This window comes from Pseudonocardia nematodicida, from assembly GCF_040105385.1.
Taxonomy (GTDB): domain Bacteria; phylum Actinomycetota; class Actinomycetes; order Mycobacteriales; family Pseudonocardiaceae; genus Pseudonocardia; species Pseudonocardia nematodicida.
Window position 1 is genome coordinate 177,237 of record NZ_JBEDNQ010000008.1, and the last position, 20,413, is coordinate 197,649.

General features: G+C 72.2%; 17 protein-coding genes and 3 pseudogenes. 11 read left to right on the forward strand and 9 right to left on the reverse strand.

The genetic code is table 11. The features are described 5' to 3' along the window. Positions 1-380 precede the first annotated feature (380 nt). A pseudogene (locus WIS52_RS31745) lies at positions 381-518 on the reverse strand (IS481 family transposase); the annotation flags it as partial. A gap of 82 nt (positions 519-600) precedes the next feature. Continuing rightward, the gene (locus tag WIS52_RS19825; RefSeq protein ID WP_349299795.1) at positions 601-1,329 is read right to left on the reverse strand and encodes a FadR/GntR family transcriptional regulator; all 729 of its coding nucleotides are present in this window, start codon (positions 1,327-1,329) and stop codon (positions 601-603) included. 172 nt (positions 1,330-1,501) lie between these two features. Here WIS52_RS19825 and WIS52_RS19830 point away from each other — a divergent pair, with 172 nt between their 5' ends. From WIS52_RS19830 to WIS52_RS19865, 8 genes and pseudogenes are all read left to right on the forward strand, one after another. Beyond that, positions 1,502-2,143, forward strand: coding sequence for an RraA family protein (locus WIS52_RS19830; RefSeq protein ID WP_349299796.1), 642 nt, complete (start codon positions 1,502-1,504; stop codon positions 2,141-2,143). Between the two features lie 64 nt (positions 2,144-2,207). Beyond that, complete coding sequence (locus WIS52_RS19835; protein ID WP_349299797.1) at positions 2,208-3,458, forward strand: mandelate racemase/muconate lactonizing enzyme family protein; 1,251 nt, start codon at positions 2,208-2,210, stop codon at positions 3,456-3,458. Beyond that, positions 3,455-3,604 (forward strand): hypothetical protein, encoded by a 150-nt coding sequence (locus WIS52_RS19840; RefSeq protein WP_349299798.1) that lies wholly within the window; start codon positions 3,455-3,457, stop codon positions 3,602-3,604. The genes WIS52_RS19835 and WIS52_RS19840 overlap by 4 nt, the downstream gene beginning before the upstream one ends. A 26-nt stretch (positions 3,605-3,630) precedes the next feature. Further along, the gene (locus WIS52_RS19845; protein ID WP_349299799.1) at positions 3,631-4,566 is read left to right on the forward strand and encodes a sugar kinase; all 936 of its coding nucleotides are present in this window, start codon (positions 3,631-3,633) and stop codon (positions 4,564-4,566) included. Between the two features lie 29 nt (positions 4,567-4,595). Beyond that, positions 4,596-5,891: an MFS transporter gene (locus WIS52_RS19850; protein ID WP_349299800.1), complete on the forward strand. Its 1,296-nt coding sequence runs from the start codon at positions 4,596-4,598 to the stop codon at positions 5,889-5,891. A gap of 205 nt (positions 5,892-6,096) precedes the next feature. Continuing rightward, a complete protein-coding gene (locus WIS52_RS19855; RefSeq protein ID WP_349299801.1) occupies positions 6,097-6,957 on the forward strand; it encodes a D-2-hydroxyacid dehydrogenase in 861 nt (286 codons plus the stop codon). 42 nt (positions 6,958-6,999) lie between these two features. Further along, positions 7,000-7,254 (forward strand): annotated as a pseudogene (locus WIS52_RS19860) (IS5/IS1182 family transposase); the annotation flags it as partial. Between the two features lie 152 nt (positions 7,255-7,406). Next, positions 7,407-8,429, forward strand: a pseudogene (locus WIS52_RS19865) (NAD(P)-dependent oxidoreductase). Here WIS52_RS19865 and WIS52_RS19870 read toward each other — a convergent pair. The 7 genes from WIS52_RS19870 to WIS52_RS19900 form a co-directional block, all read right to left on the reverse strand. Continuing rightward, positions 8,362-9,795 (reverse strand): amidohydrolase family protein, encoded by a 1,434-nt coding sequence (locus WIS52_RS19870; protein WP_349299802.1) that lies wholly within the window; start codon positions 9,793-9,795, stop codon positions 8,362-8,364. The pseudogene WIS52_RS19865 and the gene WIS52_RS19870 overlap by 68 nt on opposite strands. Before the next feature lie 214 nt (positions 9,796-10,009). Next, complete coding sequence (locus tag WIS52_RS19875; protein ID WP_349299803.1) at positions 10,010-11,695, reverse strand: dihydroxy-acid dehydratase; 1,686 nt, start codon at positions 11,693-11,695, stop codon at positions 10,010-10,012. Then, a complete protein-coding gene (locus WIS52_RS19880) occupies positions 11,692-13,137 on the reverse strand; it encodes an NAD-dependent succinate-semialdehyde dehydrogenase (RefSeq protein WP_349299804.1) in 1,446 nt (481 codons plus the stop codon). The genes WIS52_RS19875 and WIS52_RS19880 overlap by 4 nt, the downstream gene beginning before the upstream one ends. A 1-nt stretch (position 13,138) precedes the next feature. Next, the gene (locus WIS52_RS19885) at positions 13,139-15,010 is read right to left on the reverse strand and encodes a thiamine pyrophosphate-dependent enzyme (protein WP_349299805.1); all 1,872 of its coding nucleotides are present in this window, start codon (positions 15,008-15,010) and stop codon (positions 13,139-13,141) included. A gap of 145 nt (positions 15,011-15,155) precedes the next feature. Continuing rightward, the gene (locus WIS52_RS19890; RefSeq protein ID WP_349299806.1) at positions 15,156-15,962 is read right to left on the reverse strand and encodes an IclR family transcriptional regulator; all 807 of its coding nucleotides are present in this window, start codon (positions 15,960-15,962) and stop codon (positions 15,156-15,158) included. Positions 15,963-15,993: 31 nt separating this feature from the next. Continuing rightward, positions 15,994-16,590, reverse strand: coding sequence for a cysteine hydrolase family protein (locus tag WIS52_RS19895; RefSeq protein ID WP_349299807.1), 597 nt, complete (start codon positions 16,588-16,590; stop codon positions 15,994-15,996). Then, on the reverse strand, positions 16,587-17,600 hold the full coding sequence (locus WIS52_RS19900) for a Gfo/Idh/MocA family protein (RefSeq protein ID WP_349299808.1): 1,014 nt from the start codon (positions 17,598-17,600) through the stop codon (positions 16,587-16,589). The genes WIS52_RS19895 and WIS52_RS19900 overlap by 4 nt, the downstream gene beginning before the upstream one ends. A 167-nt stretch (positions 17,601-17,767) precedes the next feature. On the opposite strand from WIS52_RS19900, the gene WIS52_RS19905 reads away from it, so the two are divergent. The 3 genes from WIS52_RS19905 to WIS52_RS19915 are packed head-to-tail and all read left to right on the forward strand — an operon-like array spanning position 17,768 to position 20,394. Further along, entirely contained in the window at positions 17,768-19,111 is a 1,344-nt protein-coding gene (locus tag WIS52_RS19905) for an MFS transporter (RefSeq protein WP_349299809.1), read from the forward strand. A gap of 51 nt (positions 19,112-19,162) precedes the next feature. Beyond that, positions 19,163-19,957 carry a sugar phosphate isomerase/epimerase family protein gene (locus WIS52_RS19910; protein WP_349299810.1) on the forward strand — a complete coding sequence of 265 codons (795 nt, stop codon included), beginning with the start codon at positions 19,163-19,165 and terminating at the stop codon, positions 19,955-19,957. Further along, positions 19,954-20,394: a GlcG/HbpS family heme-binding protein gene (locus tag WIS52_RS19915; protein ID WP_349299811.1), complete on the forward strand. Its 441-nt coding sequence runs from the start codon at positions 19,954-19,956 to the stop codon at positions 20,392-20,394. Before WIS52_RS19910 ends, WIS52_RS19915 begins: the two co-directional genes overlap by 4 nt. Positions 20,395-20,413 lie beyond the last annotated feature (19 nt).

The window sequence follows — 20,413 nt, forward strand, 5'->3', positions numbered from 1 at the left end:
CGTTAAGGGCAGTATGCAGGGAACAGGTGGCCGCGCGCGCCGGTGCGAGCCTGGTTGGTCATCCCGCTGCGCGGCTGTGGACGCGGCGTCCGTCCGCCGCCGTCGGGAATTCGGTCGAGCTGCTTCATATCGACGTGGCCGAGTTCGCCGGGACGGGCTCGTTCACAGCAGCGGATCGGTTCGCCGGTGGCGCGGGCGCAGGCCGCGAGTCTCGGGTGGTGATGGCGGCGCAGGATCTGATGCACGGTCGAGGCGGCGACCGGTACCCAGCCGGCGATGCGCAGCGGCCCGATCTTGTGGGTGGCACGCAGCCGCCGAACCCCGGTCTCGACGCTAGGGCTGGAGCGGGCGACCGTCGCGGTCTCGCCGCCCTGTCGTTAGCGCCGGGCCCAGCGGGCGGTGGTGGCGTGGGCGAGCTGGAAGCGCTCCGCGGCGAGGCGCAGGTCTCAGCCGTCGTCGACGACACACAGGGCCAGGTGCAGCCGGTCGGTCTGGGTCAGCGGGGCGTTGCGGTGGATCGCCAGAGGGTCTCCACGGGCTTCGGCGTGTTTCGAGATGATCCACACCGAACCCCGGAGGCCCTCACCCATTTCAAAACCATCAATCGCGTGCCGGGCTGTCACCGACGTGCCCGGACAGCACATCTAGCCCCAGTCGCGCCTGGGCGAGGTGGTCGGTCATCGCCCGTGCTGCCCCGTCGGCGTCGCGCTCCCGGACCCGCTCAAGGATGGTGGCGTGCGCCTCGACGATGCTGGTGAGGTCGCCACCCGAGTTGACCCAGCCGCTCCAGACCCGTCGGCGCAGGCGGTGCAGTAGCGGCTGCAGCGCGTCGATGGTCAGTACGAACAGGTCGTTGCCCGACGCGCGCGCGAGCGCGGCATGAAAGGCGATGTCGGCGGCGTGCAGGCTCTCGTCGTCGGCGACCGCGCGCAGGTCGGCCAGCGCGTCGTCGAGCTCGCGCAACGACTCCTCACTCCGGTTCGACGCGGCCAGCCGGGCACTGCCGACCTCGACCACCTCCCGGTACTGCTGGATCGCGTCGTCCTCGACGGCGGCGTGTGCGACGCGCAGGGTCAGGAGCCGGCTCAGGTGGGTCGCCCCGGGCGCCGCGACCACCGACTCGCGCCCCTGCTGCCGGCGCAGTAGCCCGATCCCCGAGAGCGCCGCGATCGCCTCTCTGATCACCGGGACGCTGACCTCGAAGGTCGCCGCCAGCTCGCCGGTCGGCGGGAGCGAGTCGCCCTCGCCGAGCTGCCGTTCCGCGATGTAGTCGAGCAACGCGTCGGTGGCCTGCTCGGTCAGGGAGTTCCGCCGAATGGCACGTGACACGTCGCGCTCCTGAATCTTGATCGTCCGCGGCTGCCCCAGCTTGCCACACTTGATGCCTCACAACTTCTCATATAAGTTGCGATGAAGTGAGCCTGTTGAGGAAAGAGAGCCGGTTGTGACGACGACTGCCCCGCAGACACCGAAGCTGCCTGACGGACAGGACGACCGGGCGGTGTTCTCCCTGGTCCGCGAGCGGCTCTACACGCCGGTCGTGGGCGACGTCATGGACGCGCTGGGGTTACGGCACCAGTTCCTCCCGCCCGAGATCCGCGGGATCACCGAGGGCGCCGTCGTCGTCGGGCGGGCCATGCCGGTGCTGATCACCGACGTCTTCGCGCCGCAGGCCGCGCCGTTCGGCCGGCTGACCGAGGCGCTCGACCAGCTCCGGCCGGGGGAGGTGTATCTGGCGCGCAACGGCGGCGAGGTCCCGGCCGCGGCGTGGGGCGAGATCCTCACCACCGTCGCCCGTATGCGCGGGGCCACCGGTGCGGTGCTCGACGGTTTTCATCGGGACACCCCGAAGGTGCTCGAGCACGACTGGCCGGTGTTCAGCCGCGGGTCCTACGCCCAGGACGCCGGTGTCCGGAAGTCGGTCGTCGACTACCGCGTACCGGTCGAGATCGGCGGGACCCGGGTCGCGCCGGGCGACCTGGTCTTCGGCGACCGCGACGGCGTGCTGGTCGTGCCGGCCGAGGTCGAGTCCGAGGTCCTGGAGCGTGCGCTGGAGAAGGTCTCCGCGGAGAACCACGTGCGCGCGGCCATCGAGGGCGGCATGTCGGCCACCGACGCGTTCCGCGAGTTCGGTGTGCTCTGACCCGGCCCATCACCACCGGCGGCCGAGCGTGACCGCCGGAGTACGACGTCTCCGAGAGGTACCCATGAAGATCCGATCGCTCACCACCGCGGTGGTGGAGGCGAACTTCGACTGGACGATCGTCCGGATCGAGACCGAGGACGGCCACGTCGGGTGGGGTGAGTGCTTCTTCGCCCCCGGGCTCACCCGGATCGTCGAGCAGATGGCCGACCTCGTCGTCGGCGACGACGCGCGGCAGATCGGTGCGGTCGTCGCCCGGCTGCGGGCCGCGGCCTCCGGCGCGGGCTCGGTCGGCGGCATCATCCACAACGCACTGTCCGGGATCGACGGTGCGCTGTGGGATCTCAACGCCCGCGCGATCGGCGTGCCGCTCTGGCGGATGCTCGGCGGCCGGGTCCAGGACTCCGTGCGCGTCTACGCCGACTGCCACGGCGGTGCGGGTCTGATGGGCCTGGGTCCGATGCTCGACATCCGCACACCCCGCTGGGCCGGTGCCGACGAGGTCGCCACCGGCGAGGTGGGGCGCAGCCTGTTCGACCCCGGTGCCGAGACCGAACCCGTCGACCTCGCGTTGCTCGCCCGGCGTGCCAGCGAGGCCGTCGCGAAGGGGTTCGACGCCCTCAAGTTCGACCTCGACGTGCCCGGACTGGTCCCGGTGCGCGCCGGGTCGCGGACCATGCCCGTCGGCGGGGCCTCGCTGGCCCGCGACATGGTGGCGGCGATCCGCGAGGGCGCGGGTCCCGACACCGAACTGGCCTTCGACCTGCACTGGCGCTACGACTTCGGGTCGGCGATGCGGATCGCCCGCGCGCTGGCCGACCTCCCGGTCCTCTGGCTCGAGGACCCGCTCCCGCCGGAGAACGTCAGCGGGCTCATCGCGCTCGCGGGCGCGTCGGGGGTGCCGCTGGGCGGCGGTGAGAACCTCGTCGGCTACCGGTCCTTCGAGCCGCTGCTGGAGGCCGGATCGCTGTCGGTGCTGACCCCCGACCTGGGAAAGGTGGGCGGCGTGGCCGAGGCCCGCCGGATCGCCGAGGCCGCCCAGTCCCGCGGCCTCGGGATCGCCCCGCACAACATCGCGGGCCCGATCGGCACCGCCTTCGCCGCCCAGGTCTCCGCGACCTGGCCGAACCTGGTGGCCCTGGAGTACCACGCGCAGGACGTCCCGTTCTTCGAGGAGCTGGTCGCCGCCCCGCTCATCGTGAACGGCAGCATCGAGATGACCGAGGAGCCGGGCATCGGGGTCGTCCCCGACCTCGACGTCGTGCGGCGCTGGGCGAAGCCGGGCGAGACGGTGTTCGGCGAGGAGCCACGGTGACCGTGCCGGACCGCGCCGACACGACCGGCTGGCCCGTCCCGGCTGGCGACGAGCTCGGCGACGCCGGGCGGGTGACGCGCGTCGAGCGGGCGGTCCGGGTGCGGGCCGCGTCGCGCACCGTCGGCGTGACCGGCGGGTCCCGGTGAGTGGGCTGAGGACCGGCCCGGCACGGGTGGTGACGGTCGGTGAGTCGCTCGGTCTCGTCCGGGCCGCCCGGCCGGGCGGGCTGCGCCACGTGCGGGACGCCCGGATCGGCTTCGGCGGGGCGGAGAGCAACGCCGCGATCGGGCTGTCCCGGCTCGGTGTCGACACGACCTGGATCGGGCGGCTCGGCACCGACCCGCTGGGCGATCTCGTCGAGGCCGAGCTGCGTGCGGAGGCGGTGCGCCCGGTGGTCGTCCGCGACCCCGGGCGCCCCACCGCGCTCATGCTCAAGGACCACCGCATCCGGGGTAGCAGCCAGGTGCGGTACTACCGCCGCGACAGCGCCGGGTCCGCGCTGTCGGTCGACGACCTCCCGCACGACGTCATCGAGGCGGCCGACCACCTGCACCTGACCGGTATCACCCCGGCGCTGTCCGACGGCGCGCGGCGCGCGGTGTTCGCTGCGCTGGAGATCGCCGAGGCGGGTGGGCTGTCTGTCTCGTTCGACGTCAACCACCGGCCCGCGCTCTGGTCCGCCGACCAGGCCCGCGGGGTGTACACCGAGCTGGCCGGACGGGCGGACGTCGTGTTCGCCGGTCAGGACGAGGCCGAGCTGCTGACCGGCGGCGCGGGCGGCCCGACGGAGCTCGCCCGGCGCGTGCGGGAGCTCGGTGCTGGCGAGGTCGTGGTCAAGCTCGGCGACCGAGGCTGCATCGTCTCGGCCGGCGACTCCCTCGAGACCGTGCCGGCCGTCCGGGTCGACGTCGTGGACACGGTCGGTGCCGGGGACGCCTTCGTCGCCGGCTACCTCGCCGCCGCGTTCGGCGGCCGGGACCCGGCGGCCCGCGCCCGCCTCGGGGCGACCGCGGGCGCGTTCGCCTGTCTCACCGACGGCGACTGGGAGGGCTGCCCCCGGACCGACGAGCTCGGGCTCGTCGGCGCGGCCGACCCGGTCACCCGCTAGATGTCCCAGCTTCTCGATAAGGAGTGGCAATGGAGCTGCACACGATGCGGGTCGTCACCCGCCGCTTGATCCCGTTCCTCGGGCTGCTCTACATGGTCGCCTACATCGACCGTTCGAACGTGGGTTTCGCGAAGCTCACGCTGCAGTCCGACCTGGGGCTGAGCGAGGCGGCGTTCTTCATGGGCGCCGGAATGTTCTTCATCGCCTATGCGATCTTCGAGGTGCCCAGCAACCTGATCCTCGAACGGGTGGGCGCCCGTCGCTGGTTCGCCAGGATCGCGATCTCCTGGGGCCTGATCACGGTCCTGACCTCGCTGACCTGGAACGAGAGCAGCTTCTACGTGCTGCGGTTCCTGCTGGGCGCCGCCGAGGCCGGATTCTATCCCGGCGTCATCTACTACCTGACGAAGTGGTTCCCCGGTCAGTACCGCGCCCGGATCTTCGGTCTGTTCATCTTCGCCAACCCGGTGTCGTTCGCGCTCGGCAACCCGCTGCTCGGCTGGCTGAGCAGCCTGCACGGCAACCTCGGTCTCAGCGGCTGGCAGTGGATCTTCATCGTCACCGGTGTCCCGGCCGTCCTGCTCGGCATCGCCACGCTGCTCTACCTGCCCGACACCCCGGACAAGGCGAAGTGGCTCACCGCCGAGCAGAAGCAGTGGATCAACAAGCGGCTCGACGAGGAGGAAGGGCCACGGCACGACCACAGCAACCCGCTGTCACCGCTGAAGAGCCCCCGCGTCTGGTTCTTCGTCGCGCACTTCCTGATGCTGGTCGTCGCCGCCTACGGCCTCAGCTTCTGGCTACCCACGATCGTGAGCGGGTTCGGGGTCGGCGACGTCGCGATCGGGTTCCTCACCTCGATCCCCTACGTCTGCGCCGCCCTGGCGCTGTGGCTGCTCCCGCGCAGCGCCGACAGGCGTGGCGAGCACTTCTGGCACATGGGGATCCCGCTCGCCGTCGCGGGGGTCGCGATGGCGGCGAGCCTGCTCGTCGAGTCCCCGGTGCTCCGGCTCGCACTCATGTCGGTCGCGGCCGCGGGCATCCTCGGCCCGCAACCGATCTTCTGGGCCCTGAGCTCGACGCTGTTCACCGGGATCCGCGCCGCCGCGACGATCGCGGCGATCAACTCGGTGGGCAATCTCGGTGGCTGGCTCGGTCCCCTCGCGATCGGGGCGATCGTCGACAGCACCGGGCGGGTCAGCTCCGGGCTCTGGATCATCGCGGGCGCCGCGCTGCTCGGCGGGGTTGCGGTCGTCGGCACCCGGCGGCTGGTCCACCAGCGGGACACCACGCCCCCCGTCACCGCGCCGGGAACCCCGACGTGACGGTGGCCATGACGCGTGGGCAGCGGCTTCGCGCGGTGCTGGCGAGCCCGCTCGACGAGGAGCTCTGCCAGCGGATCGAGACGGCCGAGCCCCGGCTGAAGCTGGTTCGCAACCATGACCTGCTCCCGCCGATGCGGTGGCTGGCCAACCATCGCGGCGATCCTGGTTTCGCAGGTCACCGGCCGCGCAGCGGGCCTTCACTGCGATGTTGTGTTCGGCGGACGCGCTTTATGGCCTCCCCGGTGAGGATCCCGGCGGGCTACCCGAACCCGCCGGGAGCGCTCCCCGCCTGCGCTGGATCCGGCTGATGGCGGCCGGTGGTGGTGCGCAGGTTCGTGCCGCCGGACTGGGCGAGGCCGCCCTTGCCCGGATCACGTTCACCAACTCGGCCGGCGTCCATGGACCGGCCCTGGCCGAGTTCGCCTTGTTCGGCGTGCTCGCCGGGGCCAAGCGCCTGCCGCGCCTGCAGGCGGACCAGCGGGACCGGGTGTGGGGTGGACGTCTGTTCATGGGCCAGCTCCGCCGTCAGACGGTGCTGGTCCTTGGTCTCGGCGGCGTCGGTGCCAGGGTCGCCGCCCTGCTCGACACCGCCGGGGCGCGGGTGATCGGAGCAAGTCGCCGCGGCATCCGGCGCCCGCCCGGTGTCACAGAGTCCGTGGGGCCGGACGCGCTGGCCGAGACGATCTCCCGGGTGGATGCCGTCGTGATCACCCTGCCGGGGACCGAGGCTACCGAGGGCCTAGTCGACGCCGATGTGCTGGGACGGGCCCGGCCCGGTCTGACCCTGGTCAATGTCGGGAGGGGCAGCGTCGTCGACGAGGTCGCGCTCGTCGACGCCTTGGCCGCCGGCCGCGTCGGCTTCGCCGCGCTCGACGTCACCGCCGTCGAACCGCTGCCAGAGGACAGTCCGCTGTGGAGCCTGCCCAACGTGCTGATCAGCCCGCACACGGCGACCGCCGACGACACCGAGGACGAGCAGATCGCCGCGCTGTTCGCCGGGAAGGCCACGCGACTGATCGACGGCGTGCCGCTGCACAACGTCGTTGATCCAGTCCAATTCTACTAGGAGTTGTTCAAGAGCGTCTGGCCGTAGAGGCCCGGAGGGGTCGTGCCTCTGCTGCCAGCATCCCTGATCGAGCCCTTGTGGGTCGAGTTCGCTGCCCTGATCGAGTCCGGCCGCCCGGAGTTCGACCCGACCCATCCATGGGGTTGTCACCGCCGCCGGATCCCCGACCGGGTCGTGTTCGACCACGTCATCGCCGCGTTGGTCCATGGCAGCGGTTACGAGCGCATCGCCACCCCAGGCTGCTCGGACCGCACCATCCGCCGCCGACTCCACACCTGGGCGGCCGCCGGGGTCAGCGACCGTGAGGTCGCCGACGCCGCCTCCCGGATCCGCACGCTCAACGGGTCCCGCCCGGCGGGCCGGGCCTTCGACGCGGTGTTCGCGCATCCCGAATCCTCCACCCCGTGAACACCATCCCCGATCCTCGACGCCGGACATCCTGGAGAGACATGACCACCGTCGGTTTCATCGGTCTTGGCAACATCGGCCTGCCGATGGCGATCTCGCTCGTGCGCGCCGGACTCGAGCCGGTCGTCTTCGACACCCGTCCGGAGGCCCTGTCCGCGGCCCGCGACGAGGGCGCCAAGACCGCCGCCTCGGTGACCGACCTGGTCGCCGCCGCGGACGTCGTCGGGACCTGCGAGGTCAACGACCAGTAGGTGCTCGACCTGGTCACTGGCCCGGAGGGCGTGCTGACCGTGGCGCGGCCGGGCACCGTGCTCGTGCTGCACTCGACCATCCTGCCCGCGACCGTCCGCCAGCTCGCCGCGCTCGCCTCCCAGAAGGATGTGCGGGTGGTCGACGCGCAGGTCAGCGACGGCGCGGCCCGCGCCGCCGACGGCACCCTGGCCGTCATGGTCGGTGGCGAGGCGTCCGATGTGGAGACACTGCGGCCCTACCTCGACGCGCTCGGCGCCGCGGTCGAGCACCTCGGACCGGCGGGTGCGGGTGCGGGTGCGGCGACCAAGCTGGCGTTGCAGGGGGTCACGTTCGCCAACCAGGTCGTCGCCTACGAGGCTGTCCGGTTCGCCGCGGCGCACGGCATCGACGAGCAGGCGCTGACCCGGATCGCCGCCTCCACCACCGCCGACTCGTTCCTCATCCGGAACTGGGGACATTTCGGCCGCATCATGCAGACCCACACCCTCAAGGGCACCGAGGCCATGTACCGCTTCTTCGACAAGGACATCCTGGCCCTGGTGAAGGCGGCCCACGCGGAGGACGTCAGCCTCCCCGCTCTCCGCGCTGGCCGGACAGCTCATCGAGCCGGAGTTCGCCCGCCGGCTCGACGTGCTCAACTCGACGGGTTGACCGGTCCCGTCCCCGGCGACCGTCCGTCGCGCCGCGTCAGGGCGTCGCCCGCCACCGACCTGACGCGGCGACGTGGGTCGTCGCGGGGTGAGCTCATGCCGCGCCGTAGCGCCAGCGCGGCAGGTCGATCTCGGTCGCCAGCCGATCCCGGGTGTCGGTGAGTTCCGCCAGCACCGGACCGGTGTCGGCGACCAGGGTGCCGTCGCGCTTGACCACCGTTCCGTCGACGAGGACGGTGTCGACGTCGCCGCGGCCGGCGTGCAGCACGGCGGCGGCCTGCGGGTAGTTGGCGGTGGCGATGCCGAACGACGGCGACGAGGAACGCAGCAGCACCAGGTCGGCGCGCTTGCCGACCTCGATCGAGCCGATGCTCTCGGCGAGGCCCAGGGAGCGGGCCCCGCCGAGGGTGCCGGCCAGCAGCATGCGGTCGACCGGCCGGTGCCGGGGCAGCTCGGCATCGGCCGCGCGGGCATCGTCGTTGGCAACGAACCGGTCGAGGTCCAGGGTCGTGCGCATCGCGGAGAGGATGTCGCCCGACTGGTAGGTGACGGTGTCCGAGCCGAGCCCGAAGGTCACCCCGGCCGCCTCGGCCCGCGAGGTGGCGGGGCGCCCCTGGCCGAACGTGCATTCGCTCTCGGTGGCCACGCTGATCACTCCGCCCGAGGCGGCGATCGCCTCGTAGGTGTCGGGACGGAACTCCGCGGCGTGGACGAAGTTGAGGCCGGGGCGCAGCAGCCCCCGCTCACGGAGCTCGTCGACGAGCGCGTCGGCCCCACGGCCGTAGAGCCCGGTGTGGGCGGTGACACCGAGGTCGTTGTCGGCGGCGTAGCGCCAGGCCGCCTCCTCGGGGAACCCGGGCTCTCCGGAAGCGTCCAACGCGAGCTGCAGCGACACCAGCCCGCCGACCAGCGAGGCGTCGCGGGCCACCTGCAGCACGTCGCCGTCGGTCGCCCAGGACCGCTGCGGGTCGTTGCCCACCTGCGCGGCATGACCCCAGGCGAAACGCACCCGGGCACCGGACTCCCGCGCGGCCCGCAGCGAGGCCTCGGCGTGGTCGGGGGTGACCAGCCCGTGGTTGTAGTCGAGCACGGTCGTCACGCCCGCGTCGAGGGCGTCCAGGTGCGAGGCCAGCGCGGCGCGACGGAAGTCCTCGGCGGTGTACGCGGGCACCGCCCGACCCTGGGTGACCTCGGTGAAGGTGTCGAAGTCCCAATTGGCGCCGAGCCCGGCGAGCGGCAGCTGCCAGGCGTGCCGGTGGGTGTCGACCATCCCCGGCATCAGCAGCGCCCCGCCACCGTCGATGACCTCGACGTCCGCGGGGCGGGGAAGCGAGTGTCCGACTCCGGCGATCACTCCGTCCCGGACGAGCACGTCGGTGTCCGGGCGGACGTCGTCGACGGGCGCGCAGGTCAGGACGGTGGCACCGGTGATCAGGACTGTACCCCGCGGACCCGTGGACGCACGTGGAGCGGAGCCCCCTACCGCATGACCTCCGGCCAGCCCCAGCCCGGCGGCGGCAGCGACCACACCGCTCCGAAGGGCCGAGCGACGAGTGATCGAACCGAGCATTGCGTTCCTCCAGATCGCGACTGTTCAGCCGCAGCGGGATGCTGTATCAGCCGCAGCGGGATGCCCCAGAGGTGGTGCGGTGCAACGCGACAACGATCACATCGGGTAGTCGTGGTGCGCGACGGGTGACGCACCGGTCACGCGTGAGCGGCTCCGGGACAGGGGCGGAACCTCACAGGAAGTCGAGGTCCACTCCCGTGTCCGCCTGGGTGACCGTCGTGGCGTAGAGCCTGCGCCACCCCCGCTGCGGAAGCTCGCGGGGCTTGAGTTCGGCCCGTCTGCGCGCCAGCTCGGCCTCGTCGACCAGCAGGTCGACGGTCCGGTGCGGGACGTCGAGCCGGATCCGGTCACCGGTTCGGACCAGGGCGAGCGGTCCACCGGCCGCCGCCTCGGGCGCCACGTGCAGCACGACCGTGCCGTAGGCGGTCCCGCTCATCCGGCCGTCGGAGATCCGGACCATGTCCCGGAGGCCCCTGCGCGCCAGGTAGGCCGGGATCGGGATCGATCCCGCCTCGGGCATCCCCGCGCCGATCGGGCCGATGTTGCGCATGACCAGGACGTGGTCGGGGGTGAGGCCGAGCGACTCGTCGTCCAGCTCGGCGGCCAGCTGGTCGAGGGAGTCGAAGACGTACGCGGGCCCCTCGTGCGTCAGCAGCGCCGGCGTGGCCGCCGCGGCCTTGACGATCGCGCCGTCCGGTGCGAGGGATCCCCTGATGGTGACGAGCGCGCCGGGGGGTTTGAGCGGGGCGTCCAGCCTGCGGATCGTGGTCTGGTCCGCCGCGGCGGGGGCGTAGCCGGAGACGAGCTCACCGAGCTTCTGGCCGCTCACGGTCGGCGCGTCCAGCTCCAGCACCGGTTCCAGCTCCTTGAGCAGGGCCGGGACGCCACCGTCGCGGTGCAGGTCGGGCAGGTAGCCCGAGCCCGCGGGCTTGCAGTCCGCGAGCACGGGGACCTGTGCGCAGATGTCGTGCACGTCGTCGGCGCCGAGCGGGACACCCGCCCGCCGGGCGATCGCCATGAGGTGCAGGACGGCGTTGGTCGAGCCGGACACCGCGGCCAGCACCCGCAGCCCGTTGCGGAAGTTCGCGGCGGTGAGGACGTCGCGCGGCCGCCGACCGCTGTGGGCCAGCTCCACGGCCCGCCGCCCGGTCGCGGTGCCCAGCCGCAGCCGCTGCGCGGACACCGCCGGAGCGGACCCCGCGTAGGGCAGCATGATGCCCATGGCCTCGGCGATGCAGGCCATCGTGGACGCGGTGCCCATGACCATGCAGGTACCCGCGGTGGGGCAGAGCTCCTCGCGGACCTCGGCGATCTCGTCACCGTCGAGGTTCCCGCCCCGGTGCTCGGTCCACATGCGACGGCAGTCGGTGCAGGCGCCGAGCCTCTCGCCGCGCCAGTTACCCACCGACATGGGGCCCACGACCAGCGCGATCGACGGGATGTTCGCGGACGCGGCGGCCATCAGCTCGGCGGGCAGGGTCTTGTCGCAGCCGCCGAGCAGCACCACCGCGTCCATCGGCTGGGAGGTGAGCTGTTCCTCCAGCTCCATCGCCATCAGGTTGCGGAACAGCATCGTCGTGGGATTGGTGAGGATCTCGCCCAGCGACATGGCCGGGAAGACGAAGGGGATCCCGCCGTCCTCGAGCACCCCGCGCTTCACGTGCTCCACCAGCTGCGGCATGTCCCGGTGGCAGGTGGTGAAGTCCGACGCGATGTTGACGATCCCGACGACCGGGCGCGTGAGGTCCTGCTCGTCCCACCCCGCCGAGGCGAGGAACGCACGGCGGAGGAAGCGGGCGAAGCCGGCGTCGCCGTACTGGGTCAGCCGCCCGTCCACACCCTGTGGCTCCTGGGTCATGCCAGCTCCATGTTCACGTACTTGGTCACGGTGTAGTCCTCGATGCCCTCCGAGCCGCCCTCGCGGCCGAATCCGGACTGTTTGACCCCGCCGAACGGTGCCTCGGCGGTGGCGAGGGCCAGGGTGTTGACCCCGACCATCCCGGCCTCGATCCCCTCGCTGGCCAGGAACGCGGTGCGCAGGTCGCGGGTGAAGACGTAGGCGGCGAGCCCCAGCTCGGTGTCGTTGGCGATCCCGAGCGCCTCGTCCAGGTCGGCGAACCGCAACACGGGCGCCACCGGGGCGAACGGCTCCTCGCGCAGGATCGCCGACTTCTCGCCGACGTCGGTGAGGATCGTCGGCCGGAAGAAGTGACCTCGGTCGAACCGTGGGTCCCGGCCACCGCCGGCGGCGACCTGCGCCCCGTGCGCGACGGCGTCGGCGACGAGATGCTCGGCGGCGGCGACCCGGCGGGCGTTGGACAGCGGACCGACCGTGCTGTCCGGATCCGACCCGGGTCCGACCCGCAACGCCGAGGTCGCGGCCACGAAGCCGGCCACGAACTCGTCGTGGATCGACTCGTGCACCACGAAGCGGCTGGGGGAGGCGCAGACCTGGCCGGTGTTGCGGAACTTCGCCCGTGCGCACAGCTCGGCGACGGCGGGGACGTCGGCGTCCGGGAACACCAGGACCGGTGCGTGCCCGCCGAGCTCCATGGAGGTCGCCAGGATCCGGTCCGCCGCGGCGTGCAGCAGGATGCGGCCCACCGGCACCGAACCGGTCAGGCTCAGCTTGGTGACGACGGGGGACGCCAGAAGCCGGGAGCTGATCGCGGCCGGGTCCCCGGTCAGCACGGACAGTACGCCGGCGGGCAGCCCGGCCTCGTGCAGCGCGGCGGCGACCACCTGGGTCGACAGCGGAGCCTCCTCCGCGGCGGTCACCACGATCGCGCAGCCGACCGCGATCGCGGGGGCGATCTTGCGGGAGGGCAGCAACGCCGGGAAGTTCCAGGCCGAGAACGCGGCGACCACGCCGGCGGGCTCGCGACGGACCGTGATTCGCTGGCTGGTGCTGTGTCCCTCGACGGTGCGGCCGTAGACCCGGCGCGCCTCGTCGGCGTACCAGTCGAACTGGTCCGCGGTGGCCAGGAACTCCGCGCGGGCCTCGGTCAGGGGCTTGCCCTGCTCGGCCGTCATCACCGCGGCGGCCTCGTCCGCCCAGTCCCGCAGCAGCTCCGCGGTGCGGCGCAGGACCGCGGAGCGGGTCCAGGAGTCGGTGCGCCGCCAGGTGGCGAAGCCGGCGCGAGCGGCGGAGATCGCGGCATCGACGTGCGTGTCGGAGGCGCGGGCGACGTCGACGACCGGTCGTTCGGTGGCCGGGTCGACGACGGTGAGGGTCTCGTCGGTGGCGTGCCAGGCGCGGTCGCGGTACAGGCCGGTGGGCACGGGATTCGGGAAGGTCATGTCACAGCTCCAGCCGGTGTCGGAGTTCCTGGGTGTCGGCCACCCAGTTGCCGACGTTCCATCGGCCGAACGAACCCAGGCCGCCCAGTTCGTGCTCGCCGAAGTACACCGGCACGTGGATCAGCGACAGCCCCTCGTGGGCACGGGCCTTGTTCAGGGCGGTCTCCAGCTCGGCGAGGGAGTGCCCGCCGTCCAGGGCGAGCACTCCGTGTACGGCGTCGGCGAGGGCCCGGTAGTCGACCGCGACCTGGTCGTTCGTGGCGTAGTCGACGCCGTACTGGGCGCGTTGCAGCGAGGAGATGGCGCCCTGTCTGCGGTTGTCGAACAGCACGATCACCCCGCGCGCGTCGTGTTCCACTCCGTCGATCAGGACCTGGGGGTTCATGCTGAACGACCCGTCCCCGGTCAGCGCCACCCCGAAGAACGGGGTCTCCGCGATGCCGGTCGCGACCAGCGCCGACGCCGAGAAGCCCATGTAACTGGCACCGGTCTCGGTGACGGTGCGGCCGGGCCGGTCGTCCTCGACGATCTGGAAGCCGTTAGCCTGCACGTCACCGGCGTCGAAGAAGCAGACGGCGTCGTTTCCGCGGGCCCACCGGGTGACCAGCTCGATCGCGGCGGGCTGGGTGAGCACCTCGCGGCCCCACACCTCGTCGTGGAGGGTGGGTGAGTCGTAGCGGAGGCGCTTGAAGTCGTCCCATTCGTTCTTGCCGGCCACGCACGCCTGCGCCCACGCCGAGGTGAGGTCCTGCGGCCGGGCCCCGAGCGCCCGCAGCTCCTCGATCAACCGCCGCAGGGTGGCGCGCGCGTCGCCGACGAGGGCGAGGGTGTTCGCGTAGTGCGTCGCGGCCGCGAGATCGGCGTTCACGTTTACCACGCCGTGGACCTTCGGGTAGCCGGTGCGGGACATGTCGGCCTGGCACACCGGGCGGGTCCCGACGGCGAGCAGGACCTCGGCCTCCTCCATGGCGAAGTTGCCGGAGATCGAGCCCTTCGACCCGCCGACGGTCATGTTGCGGGGATGGGCGTAGGGCAGCGTGCCGGTCGCGATCGGGGTCGGCACCGCGACCCCGTCGACCAGCGCGAGCAGCTCGTCGAGCTCGGCGCCGCAGCCGCGGGCACCACACCCGATTTTGACCACGACCCGCTCGGCGTCCAGGAGGGTCCGCGCGGCGGCGGCGAACCGGCCGTCGTCCGCGGCGGCCCCCAGCGGCGGGGGCGGCACGGTGGGCAGGACGGCCAGGTTCAGGTCGAGCACCTGGGGCTGGGTGTTGATCGGGACCAGCAGGTAGAAGGGCCGCGCGGCGTGCGGGTGGTCGACGGTGTCCAGGCCGCGGCGCAGCGCTTCGGGCAGCGCCCACGCAGTGTGCAGTGTGTAGGCGGGGCCCATCGCCGAGGCGATGCGCAGGAAGCTCTCCTGGGGCCCGCCCGGGATCTGCTGCATGTTCGGGCCCTCGGCCTCGGTGGTCTCGTCCGCGTAGACGTGCCATACGCCCACGCCGTCGCTCGCTGCGGCGAGGCTTCCGGCGAGGGCCTGCAGGGCCCCGGGCCCGATGGAGGTGATGACGGCGGCCTTCTCCCCGGTGACCCAGCGGAGCGCGGTCGCGATGTGCGCGGCCTCCACCTCGTTGCGCACGGCGTGGGTGCGCAACGCGCCCGCCGCCTCGTAGGTCCGCAGCACCTCCGCGATGTCGGTGGACCCGTGCCCGAACACACCCACCCAGCGGTGCACTCCCTGAGCCAGCAGTCCGAGCACCACACTCTCGGCGAGGGTGACCGCGGCCCGCCCCGGCAGGGTGCCCGCACGCAGGGCGTCGGCGACCCCACCGGCTGCGGCGACCGCCGCCGCCCTCGTCGACCTGTCATCAGCCATGCGCCCACGCTACCCCGTGTCTTGTACATATGGCTACAGCGTTGTCATCTCCTCCGTCACCGCCACCGCGCTCGGTGGCCGGCACACGGACAGGCGAGACCGCCCCGGGCCTCGGTGGCCGGCCCGGGGCTCGGTCGGTCCCGACTCAGCCGGCCGGGGCCGCCGCCACCTCGCGGTCGGATCCGGGACGCTCACCGCCGATGGAGGCCGTGACCTGGTCCGATGCCGCCCGCACCAGTTCGCCGAGCTCGGGCAGCCGGGACACCGGTATGCGGCTCACCGGCCCGGACACGCCGATGGCGGCGGTGACCGCACGGTTCCCGTCGAACAGCGGGGCGGCCACGCACCGGACGTCCGCGTTGAGCTCCTCGTCGTCGATCGCGTAGCCCCGGCTGCGAACCTCGGCGAGCATGTCGTCGAGTGCGCGCCGGCTGGTGACGGTGCGGATCGTGTAGCGCTCCAGCCCGCCGTCGAGTGCGGCGTCGAGCACCGCGTCGGCGGCATGGGCGAACAGTGCCTTGCCGGTCGCGGTGGCGTGCACGATCGGGCTGCTGCCGATGTCGGTCTCCACGCTCAACCGGTTCGCCGCCCTGATCTGCGACACGTAGACCCCGCCGGCCCGTGTGCGGACGGCGAGGTGGACGGATTCCCCGGTCGCGGCCGACAACCTCCGCAGTACCGGTTCGGCGAGCCCCCGCACATCGAGCTGGCGCAGTGCCCGACCAGCGAGCTGCACGATCTGCGAGGTCAGCGTGTAGCGGCGTGAGATCTCGTCCTGCTCGACGTAGCCCTGCTCGCACAGCAGCTGGGTGATGCGGTGGACGTTTCCCTTGTCCCCGCCGACCTCGCGCGCGAGGTCGGTGACCCCCAGTCCGTCGGCGTGGCGTCCGAGGGTCTCCAGTACGGACAGGCCGGTGATCAGGACCCGCCCCCGTTCGCCTACCGGGACCACGGCGCCTCCTCTAGTCGCAACTCGGTTGTCCTCAGAGTGTATCGACGCCCACCGCGGCCACGATGTCGGCCGTCCGGCACACCCGTCCCAGGTTGGGCAGGGTGTGGGTCAGCGGCCCCGTGTGGGCGGGGGCCGACGCCGCGGCACAGGCGTCGGCGGGGACATGCACCCGGTAACCGCAGTCCGCGGCGTGCCGGGCGGCGGCCTCGATCCCCATGTTGGTCTGGGTCCCGCACACCACGAGGTCACGGACCCCGGCCGCGCGCAGCAGCGGATCCAGCGTGGAGCCGTGGAACGGGTTGACCCGCATCTTCTCGACGCGCACGTCCCCGTCCGCCCAGAGCCCCTCGACCGGCTCGACCCCCGCGGAGCCGCGCCGCAGCGCTCCCGACTCGACGAAACGGGCGAAGACCGGCACGTCCGAGGGCATGCCCAGGGCGGAGGGCTCGATGACGAACAGCGCGTGCACCACCGTCCCGCCGGCGGCGCGGACGGTCTCGGCCAGCTCGCCGATGTGGTCGGTGACCGCGTCGTGCTCGACCGCCGCCGCGAGCGGCGGTGAGTACAGCGCGCAGTCCTGGTCGAACACGTCCCGCTGCATCCCCTGGACGACCATCGCCCAGCTCACCGGGCACCTCCCGTCGCGTAGAGGGCCGGTGCGGCGCCCACGGCACAGGTCTGCTCGAGGCCGGTCCGGTACGCCTCGACGGTCCGCCGGGCGACGGTGGCCGCCGCGTACCCGTCCCAGACGCTCGGGCCGCCGACCTCACCCCGGGCCGCCGCAGCGACCCAGGCGGACAGTTCGAGCCGGTAGCTCGCGTCGAAACGCTCGCCCCAGCTCGCGGGGACCGCGGTCGAGGCGCGACCGGCGTGCCTGCGGACCAGGCCGGCGCCGTCGGCCGTGGTCACCGTGCCGTCCGATCCCACGACCTCGCAGCGCACCTCGTAGCCGTACCGGCAGTGCACGTACATCTCGACCGTGACCAGCACCCCGGACTCGGTCCGCAGGAACACGAACTTGGGGTCGTCGAGCCCCTCGGCGGCCTCCGGGCTGCGCCTGGGCATGACGACCTGGCTGGAGACGATCTCCTCGCCGAGCATCCAGCGGACCACGTCGATCTCGTGGCTCAACGAGTCGTCGAGCGCGTTCTCACTGACGTAGGACGGGCGCACCGACGGGTTGCGGTGCACGCAGTGCAGCATCAGCGGGGTGCCCACCTCACCCGCGTCGACGGCCGCGACCAGGTCGCGGAACGCGGGGTCGAACCGGCGCATGAAGCCCAGCTGGACCCAGCGGCGCCCGGCCGCCACCTCGGCCTCGACCACCGTGAGCCCGTCCTCGGGATCCGCTGCCAGTGGCTTCTCGCACAGCACCGGCTTCCCCGCCTCGATGCAGGCGAGGAGCTGCTCGACGTGCAGGAATCCGGGTGAGGCGATCACCACGGCATCGACCTCGGCCGCGGTGACGAGCGCGACGGGATCGTCGAACGCCGTCGTGCCCGTACCTTCGAAGGGGGCCGTCGCCCCCCGGTCGGGATCGCACACCGCGGAGAGCCGGGCTCCCGGCACCTGGGTCGCGAGACGGTGCGCGTGCGCACCGCCGATCCGGCCGAGGCCGAGGACTCCGACACCGATCACGCCGTGCACACTCCCTTGTTGAGATCGACCGCGACGCCGCCAACGTACAAGCCGGTTGCTTCATCGGCAACGATCGACCGCGAGCGGTTGACTCAGACGGTTCGGGCGAGCAATAGTCCTCCCACGAAGCGACAAGTGAGTTGCCATTTCGACAACGTGGAGACGCAATGGTGCATCGCTCAGGCGACGAGGGGTCCCGTGCTCGGGTCCTCGTCGGGACATCGGTCGGAACGTCCCTCGAATGGTTCGACTTCCTGCTCTACGGCGCCCTCGCGGGCACGGTGTTCCCCTACGTCTTCTTCCCGAGCTCGTCGTCGACCGCGGCGCTGCTGGCGTCGTTCGCGACGTTCGGGGTCGGGTTCATCGCCCGGCCGTTCGGTGCCGCCTTCTTCGCCAGGGTGACCGACCGGGTCGGCCGGAAGCACACCATGGTCGTGACGCTCACGATCATGGGTGTGGCCTCCTTCGCGATCGCCTGCCTGCCGGGGTACGCCGCGATCGGCGTGCTCGCCCCGATCCTGCTGGTGGTCCTGCGTTTCGTCCAGGGGTTCAGCGTCGGCGGCGAGACGAGCTCCGCACAGATCATGGCCCTCGAGCACGCCCCTGACCAGCGACGCGGGCTCTACGGCGCGGTGGTGAACCTCGGCAACCCGATCGGCCAGGTGCTGGTCGCCTCGTTCATCCTCGGCGCAGGTCTGGCGGTCGGGGAGGAGGCCTTGCGCGAGTGGGCCTGGCGCGTCCCGTTCTTCGCGGGCGCGCTGATGGCGGTCGTCGGCTACTTCATCCGCCGGCACATCGACGAGTCCCCGGCCTTCGTCGAGGCGCGCGAGATCGGTGCCCGGTCCGCGTCGCCGCTACGTGAGGTGTTCGCCGAGCAGGGCGGATCGATCGCACGGATGGCGGCCATCTGGGCGCCGAACACCGCGTGCAGCTTCGTGGTGACCACGTGGGCGTTGTCCTACATCACGAGCACCCTCGGCATGTCCAGCACGGTGACCTTCTCGCTGCTGCTGGGGATGAACGTCATCGGCCTGGCGCTGGTACCGCTCGGCGGGGTGCTGTCGGACCGCTTCGGTCGCAAGCGCGTGCTGGCGACCTGCATGACGACCTCCATGCTGGGGTCGTTCGCGCTGTTCCCGCTGCTCGACACCCGCAACTTCGCGCTGATGCTGCTCGCGATGGTGATCACCCAGGGCGCCCAGCTCACCGCGGTCGGTGTGATGGCGGCGCTGTTCGCCGAGCCGTTCCCGGTGCCGGTCCGGTACTCCGGCCACGCTGCCGTCTACACGCTGAACAACCTGGTGGCGGGTGCGCCCGCACCGCTGGTGGCCGCGGCGCTGCTGGCGCTGACGGGCAGCCCGTGGAGCATCGTCGCCCTGCTCGCCTCGATGTACGTCGTGAGCCTGGCGCTGCTGCGATCCGCCCCGGAGACGCGCTGGCTCCCGTTCCGCGACAACTTCGGGACATCTGTCGGTGCGTCCGCCCCGGAACCCCGGGCCGAGCGCACCTGATGGCGCCCGTCGACCCCCCACGCTGTTGACCCCCACGCAAAGGAGTCCGTCGTGAAGACGGCGTTCCACACCGGTTTCCTCGGCCATCTCTCCGCGGGCGACGCGGTTCGGCTGATCCGTGACCACGGCTACGACGAGGCCGAGCTCAACGGCGAGCTGCTGCCCTGGACCGCCCCGCACGTGAGTCCGCAGACCACCGGCGCCGAGCGCGCCGAGCTCGCCGAGCTCGGCCCCTACGCCGCATTGAGCGCGCATCACGCGGCCTTCGGCAGCCCCGAACCCCAGGCCCGGGCTGCGGCGGCGCAGCACACCGCGGAGATGCTGCGCCTGGCCGCAGACCTGGGCATCGGGCACGTCCACGTGATACCCGGCGGCGAGGCGGATCGCTCCGGCACCTTCGCGGCGCTCGAGACCGCGCTCGCCGAAGCGGAACGGCTCGGCATCACCCTGTCCCTCGAGGTGATCGTCAATCAGGCGCTCGCCGGCGCCGCGGACGTCGCCGAGGCCGTGAACCGGCTGCCGGGCCTCCGGGTCAACTTCGACGCGTCCCACCTGCAGGTCACCGACGGCGACGTGCTCGAGGCGGCACAGCGGTTCGCACCGCAGACCGTGGGGGTGGCGATCAAGGACGCCGTCGGCACCCCGGCGGACTTCGCGTTCGTGCCGTTGGGTACGGGTGACATCGACTTCGCGGCCCTGCTGTCCACCCTCGCGGCCGGCGGGTTCGACGGCAGCTGCTCCGTCGAGCACGAGAGCCACTGGTTCGCCGGCGACGAGCGCGGCCCCGACCAGGTGCTGAGTGAGAGCAAGTCCTTCCTCGACGCCCTGCTGGAGACCCTCCGATGACGACACCCGCCGCCGGCCCGACCGTCGTGAAGCCGACGCTGTCCCTGGACGGGGCGCGGACCGCGGTCGACGCCGCTCTCGCCCACGCCCGTGCGCTGGGCGTGCACGTCGCCGTCGCGGTCCTGGACGAGGCGGGCCACCTGCTCGCCTTCGTACGGATGGACGGTGCCCCCTACTCGACGATCCAGGTGGCGACCGACAAGGCGTACACGGCCGCCAGCACCCGCAAGTCCACTGCGGACTGGTTCGAGACGCTGCAAGAGGACGCCCCGCTGAGAGCCGGCGCGGTCGTCGGAACCGACCGCCTGATCGTCTTCGGTGGCGGTCAGCCGATCGAGTGGGACGGCGTCGTCGTCGGTGCCATCGGAGTCAGCGGAAGCCACTGGACCAACGACACCGAGATCGGCTCTGCCGGTATCGCCGCCCTCCGCGGCTGATCCGCACCACGAGGTGCAC

Excerpts from the sequence above, each read along its gene's own strand:
- WIS52_RS19835 (WP_349299797.1), top strand. The coding sequence starts at position 2,208 with ATGAAGATCCGATCGCTCACCACCGCGGTGGTGGAGGCGAACTTCGAC.
- WIS52_RS19850 (WP_349299800.1), top strand. The coding sequence starts at position 4,596 with ATGGAGCTGCACACGATGCGGGTCGTCACCCGCCGCTTGATCCCGTTC.
- WIS52_RS19855 (WP_349299801.1), top strand. The coding sequence starts at position 6,097 with ATGTTGTGTTCGGCGGACGCGCTTTATGGCCTCCCCGGTGAGGATCCC.
- WIS52_RS19875 (WP_349299803.1), bottom strand. The coding sequence starts at position 11,695 with ATGACCCAGGAGCCACAGGGTGTGGACGGGCGGCTGACCCAGTACGGC.
- WIS52_RS19880 (WP_349299804.1), bottom strand. The coding sequence starts at position 13,137 with ATGACCTTCCCGAATCCCGTGCCCACCGGCCTGTACCGCGACCGCGCC.
- WIS52_RS19885 (WP_349299805.1), bottom strand. The coding sequence starts at position 15,010 with ATGGCTGATGACAGGTCGACGAGGGCGGCGGCGGTCGCCGCAGCCGGT.
- WIS52_RS19905 (WP_349299809.1), top strand. The coding sequence starts at position 17,768 with ATGGTGCATCGCTCAGGCGACGAGGGGTCCCGTGCTCGGGTCCTCGTC.
- WIS52_RS19915 (WP_349299811.1), top strand. The coding sequence starts at position 19,954 with ATGACGACACCCGCCGCCGGCCCGACCGTCGTGAAGCCGACGCTGTCC.